The organism is Mesorhizobium sp. M0048 (assembly GCF_040323405.1).
Taxonomy (GTDB): domain Bacteria; phylum Pseudomonadota; class Alphaproteobacteria; order Rhizobiales; family Rhizobiaceae; genus Mesorhizobium.
The window spans coordinates 25,661-38,593 of sequence record NZ_JAMYUV010000055.1; the positions used below are offsets into that span (position 1 = coordinate 25,661).

The 12,933-nt window shown below is 59.3% G+C and carries 9 protein-coding genes; 8 read left to right on the forward strand and 1 reads right to left on the reverse strand.

Annotated features, from left to right (window positions below; all coding sequences use genetic code 11):
• Nucleotides 1–112: 112 nt before the first annotated feature.
• From NKJ84_RS28380 to NKJ84_RS28410, 7 genes are all read left to right on the forward strand, one after another.
• Complete coding sequence (locus NKJ84_RS28380) at nt 113–1,222, forward strand: ParB/RepB/Spo0J family partition protein (RefSeq protein ID WP_352509169.1); 1,110 nt, start codon at nt 113–115, stop codon at nt 1,220–1,222.
• Between the two features lie 47 nt (nt 1,223–1,269).
• Nucleotides 1,270–2,163 (forward strand): hypothetical protein, encoded by an 894-nt coding sequence (locus NKJ84_RS28385; protein WP_352509170.1) that lies wholly within the window; start codon nt 1,270–1,272, stop codon nt 2,161–2,163.
• Nucleotides 2,164–2,256: 93 nt separating this feature from the next.
• Nucleotides 2,257–2,679, forward strand: coding sequence for a very short patch repair endonuclease (locus NKJ84_RS28390; protein WP_352509171.1), 423 nt, complete (start codon nt 2,257–2,259; stop codon nt 2,677–2,679).
• A gap of 239 nt (nt 2,680–2,918) precedes the next feature.
• Nucleotides 2,919–4,262 (forward strand): DNA cytosine methyltransferase, encoded by a 1,344-nt coding sequence (locus tag NKJ84_RS28395; protein WP_352509172.1) that lies wholly within the window; start codon nt 2,919–2,921, stop codon nt 4,260–4,262.
• 47 nt (nt 4,263–4,309) lie between these two features.
• On the forward strand, nt 4,310–6,109 hold the full coding sequence (locus NKJ84_RS28400; RefSeq protein WP_352509173.1) for a DUF262 domain-containing protein: 1,800 nt from the start codon (nt 4,310–4,312) through the stop codon (nt 6,107–6,109).
• A gap of 343 nt (nt 6,110–6,452) precedes the next feature.
• Complete coding sequence (locus NKJ84_RS28405; protein ID WP_352509174.1) at nt 6,453–8,966, forward strand: Z1 domain-containing protein; 2,514 nt, start codon at nt 6,453–6,455, stop codon at nt 8,964–8,966.
• Complete coding sequence (locus NKJ84_RS28410) at nt 8,963–10,030, forward strand: PD-(D/E)XK motif protein (protein ID WP_352509175.1); 1,068 nt, start codon at nt 8,963–8,965, stop codon at nt 10,028–10,030. Before NKJ84_RS28405 ends, NKJ84_RS28410 begins: the two co-directional genes overlap by 4 nt.
• A 324-nt stretch (nt 10,031–10,354) precedes the next feature.
• Here NKJ84_RS28410 and NKJ84_RS28415 read toward each other — a convergent pair whose 3' ends face one another.
• Entirely contained in the window at nt 10,355–11,554 is a 1,200-nt protein-coding gene (locus NKJ84_RS28415) for an RHE_PE00001 family protein (protein ID WP_352509176.1), read from the reverse strand.
• Nucleotides 11,555–11,838: 284 nt separating this feature from the next.
• On the opposite strand from NKJ84_RS28415, the gene NKJ84_RS28420 reads away from it, so the two are divergent.
• A complete protein-coding gene (locus NKJ84_RS28420) occupies nt 11,839–12,771 on the forward strand; it encodes a recombinase family protein (protein ID WP_352509177.1) in 933 nt (310 codons plus the stop codon).
• The last annotated feature ends 162 nt before the right edge of the window (nt 12,772–12,933 follow it).

The window sequence follows — 12,933 nt, forward strand, 5'->3', positions numbered from 1 at the left end:
GTCCTGCAGGTGTAACATTGGGATGCGGAGCGGTTGACCATTACACGACTATGATCAAAAGATTCAGCAATTAGCCATACGGTGCCATTCGCCGGCCTGGGGAAGATTTGACATGACGATCTCGCGGAACATTAAACTGCTCCATATCGATGACCTCTACCTCGATCCACTGAACCCTCGCTTGGGCCGCTCAGAAACGGGTGCCAATCTTCGTCAGAGCAAAATTTTGAACCTGATGAAGGGATGGACGCTGGATGAACTGGCCACATCGTTCACCGAGAGCGGCTTTTGGCCGCAAGAGGCACTGATTGTGGTTCATGAGGAGCTCTATGGGCAAGATCACTGGGTTGTGGTCGAGGGGAATCGTCGTCTTGCGGCACTGAAGAACCTCTATATGGCGGCCCAGGGAGAGGCAGCCGAGCCCAAGTGGAGCGAGTTGGCTGAAGGCCTTGGCCCCAGCGATCCGCTATTCACCGAAATCCCAACAATCGAGATCTCCGATCGAAAAGACGTCGAGAGCTTTCTTGGATTTAGACATGTAACTGGAATAAAAGAGTGGAAGCCTGCTGAAAAAGCGCAGTTCATTGCCCGCCTGATCGAAGAACGAGGTATGTCGTACGAGGACGTACGACGCAAGATTGGTAGCAAGACTCCCACCGTTCGACAAAACTACATTTCTTATCGACTTCTTCTGCAGATGGAAGGTGAGGAAGAGATAGCTTTGGAGGAGGTAGAAAAGAAGTTTAGCGTCCTGTTCCTATCGCTCCGTACACAAGGGGTGCGCAAGTATCTCGACATCGATATCCAAGCCGAGCCTGATAGAGCCAGGCGACCGGTTCCCAAGCACCATCTCGACAATCTGCGGAATTTTGCGCTCTGGCTGTTCGGCGACAAGAGGCGCCTTCCCGTTGTCAGGGAATCGAGGCAAGTTGACGATTTTGGTAAAATCCTTGAAAGCAAAAAGGCTGTCGAATACCTTGAACGCTCCGAGCGGCCCAACTTCGATGTTGCATGGCAACTCGCTGGAGGTGATGAGCCCGAAATCGTGCGGCTGGTTGAAGAAGCTGCCGATAACATCTCGTTTTCGCTGAGCAGAGCTCATCGATACAACAAATCAAAAAAACTTAAGGCTGCAGTTGAACGGCTAGCCACCGATTTCGCGCAGCTTTTGACAATTTTTCCCGACAGCCGGGCAATCATTTGTGACGGTGATGTTGAATGATTGGGCTTCCGACCAAGGGCCTCGCGACTTCCGTCAAGGTTCACAATGTGGACCTCTACATCTTTTGTGATTGGATCGAGGCAAGCGCCCTGTTCCTCAAGAAAGAAGTTACTGGTTCAGACCTCATTGACATCCTAACTGAAAATAACATCTACAAATCCCAAGCATTCGCTTGGGAACTCGTAAATGATGCGTTCTCAATCGTGGATGTAAGAGCGCGGTTGATAGGCGAAGGGTACCCGCTCGTGGCCACCGCAGACGGTGTCGCTCCAAAAGGGGACTGGGGGGACTACACCCCATATGCCTTTTGCCTGATGCTCTCCATGGCGAAGTCGCACGGTGTTTGGGTAAGGGATACCTTCGGAACCGACTTCACAGCACAGGGCGAACTGTTTGAGAGACTCACGGCTGAGGCGGTGACGATCGCGTTCCGTGGCTGGTCTGTCCACGCCACAGGCTGGACACGCACGCGAACTGCTCGGATTAAGCAGGTCGTTGAAGGCGTTTGCACGCAATTGAATGAAGCGGCGGGCGAAGTGCTACACTGGACGGCGGCTACCGCGAAAGAAGCTGGCCTTGACCTTGTCACATATCGCCCGTTCGCCGATGGCAATGTCGGGGTGCCAGTCTATTTGTGGCAATGCGCAAGCGGCATGGATTGGGTGCACAAGCGCAAGACGCCGGACTTAGCCCTATGGCAGCGGATAGTATCATGGGCCGTGACGCCGAGGAAGGCGATGGCTATGCCCTTTGCTCTGTCCGACACCGAAATGCGCCAGCACAGCGTTATCGTCGAAGGGCTGCTTCTCGATCGGCATCGATTACTTGAACCTGGCATGGATAATAGGGATTGGGTCAGTGATGACCTGCGCGGTAGCCTAATCGACTGGCTGCGACCGCGTATTGCCGTCGTTCCCATATTTGCGATGGCAGCGATTTAGAAAAGTTGCCCAATGACGATAAACAGGGAACCGCAATGGTCTAGCGATAGTTCCGACGGCGGCGCAAAACGAAGTCAACTGAACCGAGGTGGGATGCGCAAGCCAAGCCAATTTGCAGATGTGCCCGCAGTCGTGCGGCGGCGCATGGCTCGCGTCCAAAAATCGGGTACCCGACCAGAGTTGGTCGTGCGCAGGTTGGTACGAGCCTTGGGCCTGGCGTATCGACTTAACCGACAGGATGTTCCGGGTACTCCAGATCTAGCGTTCGTCGGTCGCCGCAAGGCCATATTCGTCCATGGTTGCTTCTGGCACCGACATGGATGCAAGCTGACAGCCCCGGTCCCGCGCACCCGCGCCGAGTATTGGGGACCAAAGTTCACGAAAAATGTGGCGCGTGATAAGTTGGCGATTGATTCTCTCCATGCGATGGGCTGGCGCACGATGATCGTATGGGAGTGCGAGGTAGGCGATCTCCAGTTGAGCACTCGCTTGGAAAACTTCCTATTGGATCAATAATCACGTGCATTAAAAAGCTTTTTGGTGCAGTTTGGTGCAAAGAGGTGCGCCTTGCCAAACCCAAAGCATCAGAAACGATTCACAGTTGCATTGGACCAGACTGATTATGACGCCCTGGTCGAACTTGGGCGCTCCGCGAAGCCGCAAGTCAACCTTCAGTATCTGCTAAGGCTTGCGGTGAGGAATTTGCTCGAGCAGTATGCAACACGACAGTTGACCTTCCCACTGGATCATCCCAGGTGAGGTTCATTGACCTCTTTGCCGGGCTAGGCGGATTTCATCAGGCGCTTTCACGCCTTGGGCATGAGTGCGTCTTTGCGTCTGAGCTCGACCCAAATCTTGCGGAGCTTTATCATCACAACTTCGGCACTAAGCCGCATGGGGACATTCGCGAGGGCTACACGCAAGTACCGGCACACGACATTCTTTGCGCAGGTTTCCCGTGCCAGCCATTTTCCAAGGCGGGCGAGCAAAGGGGCTTCGATTGCCCGCAATGGGGTGATCTGTTCGACTACGTGATCAAGATCCTCGAGCGACATGAGCCGAGCTTCCTGATCATCGAGAACGTGCCCAACATTATGCGGCATGATGGCGGTAAGACTTGGATCCGGGTGAAGCAACGGCTTTCGGGTCTGGGGTACGATATCGAGTCCTCGCTGCTCTCACCTCACATGTTCGGCGTGCCTCAGCTTCGCGAGCGTGCGATCATCGTAGGGGCTCGGGGAGGACTTAGCGAGTTTGCCTGGCCCGAGCCTACCCACGATGCCTCCGAAATGGACATTCGGTCCATTCTTGATAACCGGCCGCACGAGGCGAAACCTCTGCCGGCGACGTTCATCAAGTATCTTGATGCTTGGCAAGCTCTCCTTGACGCATATCCAGCGAACGAGGAGCTACCCTCGTTCCCGATCTGGGCGATGGAGTTTGGTGCCACGTACCCGGTCAGGACAGGGACGCCAACCGGGCACGGCCTTAGCGAGATAGGCTCCTTTAGGGGCGCCTTTGGTGTTTCGCTGAAGGGCAAAACGGACACAGAGGTACTTGCGGCCCTCCCGCCTTATGCACGCGACACGGGTCCCCGTTTCCCGGACTGGAAGGTTCAGTTTATCGAGCAGAACCGACGATTCTACCAGCGGCATCGAGCGACCATCGATCCATGGCTGCCCTTGGTCATCGGCTTCGCACCAAGCTTTCAAAAGTTGGAGTGGAACTGGAAGGGTGGCACGCGCGACCTCTACCAGTGCATCATCCAGTTTCGCGCGTCAGGCATTCGGGCGAAGCGGCCTACAACGGCCCCGTCCCTCGTGGCACTTACCACCAGCCAGGTGCCAGTTATCCCTTGGGAGCGCCGTTACATGACGATGCGCGAGTGCGCTCGCCTTCAGAGCATGGGCGACCTAAAGCATCTTCCTGGATCTCAGACCTCTGCCTACAAGGCTCTTGGGAACGCGGTCAACGTGGACGTCATTGCAACCGTAGCCGCTGCGCTTCTCGCGCCAATAGAGCCAGTGGTCGGCGGCCTTGGCATGCCTCCGGGACCGCATCGTGGAGATCAAGCTGTCACCATGGCTAGCGTTGCCTAAGCAACGCGCAACATTGCAGGCTTGCACAATCCGAATAGGGGAATACCTTGATAGACCTCGACTATGATCAGGTTGGTTCCCTGCTAAGCGAACTCTCGCAGCCCGGGCCGGTGCCGAAGTTGGAAGGCGGCCTACGTGCGCCGCGTGCCTTCGATGCGAGTGAGATATCATTCGAAACGAGCGAATGGCTCGCGCGCGTCCTCGAAATAACTATCTGGCTGAACCTGGATGCTAGCTTCTCCAAAGAGGACGCGCCTGAGGATGTAGCCCTTCGGCTGTTTGATGAGCTTTCACCCGGTCAGGCTGGGACCTGCTTTAGCGTCGCTAACGGCACCGTGGAACTGACGGAGATTGGGGCGCAGGCTTTAGAGGAGCGACTTAGCCGAGCCGTGAGCAACCGGGCGAGCTTCGCACAACTCATCGACGATGAGCGCTCGGTTGCCGCATCCACCGAAGCTTGGTTGGAGATGTGGAACGAGCCGGCCGCAGTCGAACCGCTGTCAATCAACGCAAGCGTAGACAAATGGCGGATATACGACCTGGCGGGTCGAGCTGCGCAGAGCCAACTTGAACTCAACCCCACCTATCAACGCGATTTCGTGTGGTCAAACTCCGATTCACAGATGCTCATCGAGTCGATCCTTCGAGGCATTCCCTTGCCATCGATCATCCTCGCTCGCGTATCCAGTAGTCAGCGTTATCAGATCGTCGACGGCAAGCAGCGACTGACCGCCATCCTGCGTTTCATGGGGAGCCACCCGGAAGGCCTTGAGAACGCCAAGTCGATGAAGGAGTACGCCAGCTTTAAGACGAATTTCGGTCTGTTTGCCAGGCGCAATCAGTTGCGTGCTACCGATATCCGCGAGAAGTACCTACCCTTCAAGACAAAAAAATATGGTGCAGACGATCCTCTTGCGAAGCTTGGTGGCCGCTATTACTGTGACATCAGAGATGAACCGGTCCAGATCGCTGGAGAGACCATTACGGTTGCCGACCTTTTCGAGCGGGCGTGCGACTACTTCATCCCGGTGCTGATCTATAAGGATACCCAGGTTCGCGACATCCACCGCGTATTTCGGCTTTACAACCAACAAGGGATGAAGCTGAACGCAGAGGAGATCCGGAACGCAGTCTTCAATCATCTACAAATATCGAGGCTGATGCTGTTCGTGAGCGGCGACCGCCCTGAGGAGAGCATAGCTCCGGAGTTGGTAGAGGCCGGGGTCGACCCGACGGAGGCTCACGAGAACATTCGGTCCCTCGGTTTCGGCATCACACGATTTCGTCGCACCAAGATCCTGCTTTGGGCGGTAGCCACCCTCATACTTCGCCCCACGCAGGCATCGGACAAGTCCTATCGCACCCCGTCGACAGCGAGCCACATCGATGAGTTCCTTCGCTCAATCGACGACGGGCGGCTTGGTCAGTTCAAATCAAAGGCGACATTAGAGAAGCTCGCGCGGGAACTGATCGCGGCGATCGAGCTACAGCAGCTTGCCTCGGATGCCTGGCACCCAAGGTTCCGCCGAAAGGGCAAGAGCGAGATGGCTTCGCGATGGGAGGAGTTACCCGTGGTCGGGTCTCTCGTGGCATGCCTTGTCCTCGTCTTGATGGGCGAGCAGGATCGTTTGATCAATGGCGTCGAAGGCGTTCGAGAACTGACCGCGAGGATGGTCGGCCCAGCAAGCACGCAGAACAAGACTCAGTGGGCGCATATCGCTAACTCGGCGATCTCCATTCTGGAGACGCTTGGCCTGGATGTCGCTGTCGCCGATGAGGCTGTCAAGGACCGGTACGGGGACAGCGCCGTCATGGCGTTGACCGAGATCCGTAAGATCTCGCTCTAGCATGACAGGCGGACCGCAAGACCTAGGGCCTGCTGCTGTGGTGCCCGTCGTGCCTGAAGGCAACACCTCTGGCCCAGCGAGCGTTGCCGAATGCACGGATACCTGGTGGAACCGTTATCGTGCTGCCCTAGAGGTTCGTCTCTCGCCGCAGGCGCTAATAGTTCTCGAAGCCGACGCCCGGTACATCGTGGACAAGGCCCTTCCCCAAGCCGGGGATCAATTCGATGCCGGCGCATGGCCAAGCTCGGGCGTTCGGACGGGAATGGTAGTCGGCTCGGTACAGTCTGGCAAGACAGCCAGTATGCTCGGCGTAGCCGCTCTTGCGCTAGATCGCGACGTCGACATGATCATACTGCTCGCCGGAACACGCGTCGGGCTCTGGTTACAGACTTATGAGCGTCTGCTCGGACAGTTGGACGGCTCGACGCCCGCCAACGCCTTCCGCCGACGCGCAAGTCGGTTGATCCTGCCGCAACCAGACGACGTCTTGAACGAGCAACGCGCGGACCCTGCTCGATACCTTCAGCGGCCGCTCGCTCGCCAGGCTTTGCGCGCCCGTCGACCGATAATCTGTGTAGTTCCTAAGGAAGATGACCATCTTCTCATGCTACGGCGCTTTCTCTTGGAAGTTCTTTCTGATGAGCACCTCAGCGCCCGAGAGACACCTTTCACCATGCTGCTGCTCGATGATGAGGCCGACGATGCCTCGGTACTCGACAGCGCGGGATCGCAGAAGATCACCCCTCGCCTTATTACCGCGCTGTGGAGCGGCGACCCTGACCTCTCGGAGTCCAGAAATGAGAAGCTCCGTGCGACCTATGTCGCCTATACGGCAACGCCGCAGGCCAACTACCTTCAGGCGACACATAACCCTCTGACCCCTCGCGACTTCAACGCTGCGCTGCGAACGCCGGGCGCGACTGGGTCGGCCGACGTTCGGTCGCTGACCTTCACGGAACCGTCGGGCGTTGAAGGTTATTACTGCGGCGGGGAGATGTTCTACGAGCGTTCATGCGACATCCCCTCTGCGTCACTTTGCTTATCGACAGCCTTTCCTGAGTTGATGTCAGGGGAGACTCAACCCGAACTGGCATTGCGCCGCGAAACCTTGCGTTGGCGAATGTTGTCAGATGCGCTGCGCAGCTTCATGGTTGGCGCGGCCGTTCGTCTCCACCATTCGCAAAACCGGCCGCGCTACGATCGTGCTTCGATCTTCGACGACGCAGCAGCCGCCCGGGCTGCCGCACCGCCGCCACACACCATGCTTCTCCATCCGTCTGCACGAAAGGATGATCACTTTATAGCCGCAGCTGACGTCATTCGGTGGTCGATGTCGCTGCCTGGGGAAGAGCGTACCACGTCGATCCCAGGGGAGGAGACTGGTCAGCCCAAATTTGTCCTCTCTCCCGAAGGGCTGATCCGGAGGCTTAACGCGGAGGAGGCAGAGTGGCGCGAGTGGCTTGACCGATTCGAGGCATCACGCATTGCCCTATCCACGCTACCGGCCGCACCTTACCCATCAATCCTGGCCTCCGACTGGCCCTCAATCCGCAGTTTGCTCATGGAGGAGATATTCCCGAACGTGATGCTGCGCGTCCTGAACAGTGACCCTGTGTCCGACGATCGCCCTCGGTTCGAACCCGAGGCGTCCGATGGCGGGTTTCGTCTCGCGCCGGACCTGCTCTCGATCTTCGTCGCCGGGAACGTGCTCTCTCGCGGTCTCACGTTAGAGGGACTGGCGACCAGCCTCTTTCTGCGCGGCGCTACCGAGCCTGCGGCGGACACTCAAATGCAGATGCAACGTTGGTTCGGCTATCGTGGGCCTTTGTTGCCATTCTGCCGGGTGATGACGTTTGACGACCAACTGCAGTTATTCAAGCGCTATCATGTGAACGACAATGCTCTGAAGAGCGAGATTCTTCGGAAGATGGATGGCGGGGGCAATGGCGCCAGCGCGGCGGTCTTGGTCTTGCAGGGTGCCAATTTCGTAGCAACGAGCAAGGTTGAGAGCCGAAAGGTTCCGCTTTCGCCAGGGCCTCGACCATCCATTCGGATCGTTGAAGCGAAGGACAGCACGCTCGCGCGGTTGAACATCGATCTGGTCGCACGGCTGCTCACGCACGGCAGTTGGACGCCACTCAAGGACGCTAACGGACTTCAGCGTGGCCTCATTAGGGAGCAGCCGGTCGGCTTGCTTGCGCTGGCCGATATCCTGGATGGACTGCGATACGCTCATCACGACCCTGATCTTGCGAGCGAACTCAGCCTGCGGTGGCAACATTATGAAGCGTTGCTTGGGATCGACACGCCATTGCTTCGTCCACCAGGTCTGCATCCTCAGGCATATGGCTGTGAGCCCCAGTCCTGCCCCTATTCAATCGCGGCATATCTCCGGCTATGGCATGCGCTTCGTGGGGACCGCCACGCCGCAGGCTTCTATCCGACCGATCGCATTGAGGTCCCTTGGTCCTTTGCTGATGCCAGTCAGTCCAGGGAGCCCCGCTTCTACCTTGCTGTGCGAAACGGCGAGCACAACCCGAGAGATGCACGCCTGAGTCAGCATGGTGTCCGAGCGATGACACGGCAGCTTACAGACGATAGGCGCTCAGTGCAGACACTTTGGGGTACGCGCGGCTATAGTGGCAGCTACCTGGGAGACGAACTTGTCGACTATTATCATCACCGCGCAAACCCCATTCCGTCGATCCAAGGCGGCGCAAGTTGGCGCCCGCGTGGGCATCCTGGGCTGGCGCTCATCCACGTGATTACCGATCCACATGCACCCCAGGACCTGGTTGCAGTTGGGCTCGGGTTGCCGCATGGCGGCCCGGATCACATCGCGGCCCTACGAGCATGACAGATCACAGCTATGAAGTCCTTCGTTGGGAGCTTGAGGGGTTAAGCGCGAGCAGCGGGAACGTCCGCAACCTTCGTTGGCTTGCGCCGGAACTCGCCGTCGGCCGCAATGCAGCCGGCGACTTCGAGATTTTCCTTCGGGGCGAGAAGCTTGTGACCTCGTCGGCGGTCGTCCGCCGCCACGTGCAGCACGACAACTGGCGCCCTCGCGAAGGCGGTGAACCTTTCGCGGCGAGCCGTATCGTGCTTCCTTCAGCGCCGCATTTCGCCTCAGTAGCGGCACTGATCGCCGTTGAGTTGCTACGGGCGGGAATCGCTGGATCGGGCAACCCGCAACGGGCGTTTGGGGATGTAGAGCCTATCATCGAGATGGCTATCCGGCGCGGCGCCCTACCCGAGAACGTGGTGATCGGTCTAATAGGCGAGCTAATCCTCCTCCGGCAGTGTCTGCTAGTAACGGCCGCTGAGCCGGCGAGGCATGCTGAAGTGGTGGCAGGATGGCAAGGCTGGCAACAGGGCAGCCGCGACCTGAGGATCGGCCATCACTCAATCGAGGTGAAGACAACCCAGGCGGCTGCATCGATCCACGAGTTTAGCGGCCTATATCAACTCGAGGCGCAGCGGCAGCCTAGCGGCGAGATTGAGGAGTTGCATCTGCTGAGCGTTGGCTTGGCTGCGTCAACCTCACTCGGAGAGTCACTGCCGGCAATCGTGGACAGCGTGCTCACGGTTCTGGGACATGGTCGACACAAGGGCTCCGCGGCAGTTGAGGACGCCTTTCTGAGGAACGTGGAGGCCTATGGTGCTGGCAATGGCATTGGATATGCGCATCGCACGATGAATGATTGGAGTGTGTATAGCACGAGGTACACCCACACCTTTCTACCGAGGCTCTATCGTGTATCCGATCCCGCAATGCTGTTGCTCAGCCGGGAGGATATTGCTCGCACGTTCGTCCAGCCGGCTTCGGTCAGCTTCACGTTGCACGTGCCCGACCGCGTCTCTGCCTTCAACCCTGCGCCCAATTGGCAGGAAACGATAGCGGAAATGATCAACCGCTCGTGAGTCGCCTACTTACGTCGAACCGCAGTGAAAATCCCTCCTCCGACCGACTGCCAATTCCGACGTTCCGTACTCGATCCGTGCACCGTGCGGCGCGACACGCCACGCCAGAGTCTCGGTTGAGAGCGAATGTTCGTAATCGCTGCCAGCCTGCTGATGAGCGGCCAAGTCGGCAATGAGGCGTATGTGTCTCGGGCCTTCGGCTTCGTCACTGTCGTCCCCTTCTGCATTACGTCGCGGTCACTCCCCTCCCTGTTGGCCCAATCGGCCTACGCTGAGACGCTCTGACCGGTGGCAATCAATCTTGGCGTTCTACTACTTTAGCCTTCACACGATTCCCCACGCCCGGTAGCGCCCCCGGCCCGTCACCTCGCGGATGCCGAGTTCGGCGACGAGATCGAGCGCGGCGCGCTGGCTGATTTTCAGTTCGGCCGCAATCAGACCGGCCGACACCACCGGCCGCGCCAGCACGAAATCGATCAACGCCGGCAGCCTCGAGCTTTTTCGCCGGCTCCTGAGCCGACGCTCCATCTGGGTTTTGGCCAGCGCCAGCCGGTCGAATTCCTTGAGCCCGGCCGCGGCGGCCTCTGAAAAAGCGTTGAGGACCGCCAGCAGCCGGGTAGTCCTGTCGCGCGCCCGCCGCCGCTCCCGCGGAATGATCCGCAGTCCGGCATTGAGGCAAAAAAGATGCGAGCCAACCTTGCCGAGTTCCCTGAGCAGCGCGGCGGCCAGCAGCGTGCCGAGCCAATGCTGGTGCTGCAGCGGCTCGATGTCTTGCCACGCCTCCCAGGCGATCGCCGCGGCCAGCACGGCCGGCATGTTTTCGCCGCGCAGCTTGTCGACGACGGCGAGCCAGTCGGCCAGCCGCTGGTCCTCGTCCCAGTCGAGATCGCGGATCAGCGGCCCGAGACTGTCCGGCAAGGCCTCCCGCGCGTTTGTCCCCTGCCCTGCCGTGTCGGCCTCCGGGCTGTCCGCCGCGCGGGGCGCCAAATTTTCGCCGGCGAGCAGCCGGCTGGAGCGGGCCAGCAGCGCGTCGATCTCGGCGAGCTCGTCGGCAAGAGCGTCCTCCTGGTCCGTGTCTTCAAGGCTTTCGCCGGCGGCGTCCTCCGCCCCGGCGGCCGGCGTCGCGGCATCGAGTCGAGAGCCAGCCAGCCCCGCGCTCGACCCGTCGCCGCTCTGCCCTTCACGGCCGCGCAGGATTAAAATGCCAACGCGAGAAAGCGCCCAGTCGGGCTTGTGCGCAAAAATGCGGCGCCGAGCGCGCAGCACGGCGTGCGCGCGGGTGAGTTCGTGGGTCGGGGTGCGGATGTCCATGTGGGCGTCGTGCAGGACGAGGTCTTCGCTGTGGACGAGCTCGCCCTCAAGCCACAGCGCGGCGGCCGCGTCGGCGAAGTGGGAGCGTTCGGTCCAGCCGTCGCGCACCAGGCTTCTTTGTACGCGCTCGTCGAGGCGGGCAAGATGGTCTTCGGCGCGGGCGAGCGGGCCGAACAGCGTGTTCAGGGCCAAATCTGGAACATCGTAAGCCATTGATTCTGTTGTACCGGATTTGTTCAACGGAAGCTATGTGGCAATTACCTTCTGCCACAGGCGATGATCCTTGGGACAATCTCACTATCGATCGTGACCTCTTATCGGGACTGTACAGCACCACGCCCTCGGGCTCTCAGGAGCCCGAAAAATGGTGCTTTTCAGGCTCACCGAGGCCGCAGGGCCGATGCAAAAGCCGCCTAAAGACGTTTACAAACGATCGTTTGTTGATATCTTCGGTGTTTGTACAAACGCCCCTTTCCCGATGCTGAGAGACGCCGCAAATGGCCCGTGAGGCGCAAGATCGACGCTCCGGTCGACCACAGGGTCGGCGAATCGGCTACGCGCGCGTATCGACGGACGAACAAGCGACGGAAGCGCAGGAGATTGAGCTGCGATCGGCCGGTTGTGACGTCGTCGTTCAGGAATATGGATCCGGTGCGTCGAGAGCTCGCCCTGCCCTACTGCGGTTGATGAGCGACATCGGCGCCGGCGATATCCTGGTCGTCGTGCGTCTCGATCGCCTTGCGCGCTCAGTCAGCCACCTTCTTCAGGTGATCGAGGTTCTGACTGAGAAGGGCGCGCATTTCCGATCTCTGCGAGATCCAATCGACACGTCGACGCCACAGGGCATGTTTTCGCTACAGGTACTCGGTGCCGTTGCCCAGCTCGAGCGTGCGCTGATCTCGGAACGGACCAAGGCCGGAATCATCGCTGCAAGATCGAAGGGGCGACTGCCAGGCAATCCTGGTATCCGGGAGCGCAAGCCCGAAGCCCTGGCGAAAATGACCGCGATACAAAAGGCGGCTTATGGCCGACGGCTACAATCAACGATGAACCAGTGGCTTCCGACGGTCCGTCGGATGCGACCAGACCATAACTGGGACGACATCGCTCGGGTCCTGAAGCAGCGCGGCCTCGACTGGACGCCTGAACGACTGCGGCGGGCAGTGAGGTGGCTCGTCACCGAGCACCTGGCCGAAGCCACACTGCTAAAGCGGGCGTCTCCTCTGCCTCCCGAAGATCGCCTGATGACTCTTGTGGCAGGGATTTCGCAGTCCAACCCGGACCTGTCGCTACGCGACATCGCTGGCCAGCTCGAGCGCCTGCATGAGCGTACCCCACGAGGGAGCGCAAAATGGTCTGCCTCCTCAGTCAAGAACCTGCTCGATCGAGCCCGCCGGCTTGGACTCGTCGCCGAACTACCCGCGAGCTGACCGTCATCCCGCTGCAGAACAGTCTTCAGTTTACGGTCCGTGGCTGACGCTCAACATTCCCGAGCCGCTTGTACGCGGCCCAGGCATCAGCTGGAACAGCGCTGCCGGCCCGCGCCAGCCAAGCCGCACGATCGGATTCGGCAAGTGAGTTCCACCACACCA

Coding starts and splice junctions, on each gene's coding strand:
- NKJ84_RS28380 (WP_352509169.1), top strand. CDS start 113: ATGACGATCTCGCGGAACATTAAACTGCTCCATATCGATGACCTCTAC.
- NKJ84_RS28390 (WP_352509171.1), top strand. CDS start 2,257: ATGCGCAAGCCAAGCCAATTTGCAGATGTGCCCGCAGTCGTGCGGCGG.
- NKJ84_RS28405 (WP_352509174.1), top strand. CDS start 6,453: ATGATCATACTGCTCGCCGGAACACGCGTCGGGCTCTGGTTACAGACT.
- NKJ84_RS28410 (WP_352509175.1), top strand. CDS start 8,963: ATGACAGATCACAGCTATGAAGTCCTTCGTTGGGAGCTTGAGGGGTTA.
- NKJ84_RS28415 (WP_352509176.1), bottom strand. CDS start 11,554: ATGGCTTACGATGTTCCAGATTTGGCCCTGAACACGCTGTTCGGCCCG.
- NKJ84_RS28420 (WP_352509177.1), top strand. CDS start 11,839: ATGGCCCGTGAGGCGCAAGATCGACGCTCCGGTCGACCACAGGGTCGG.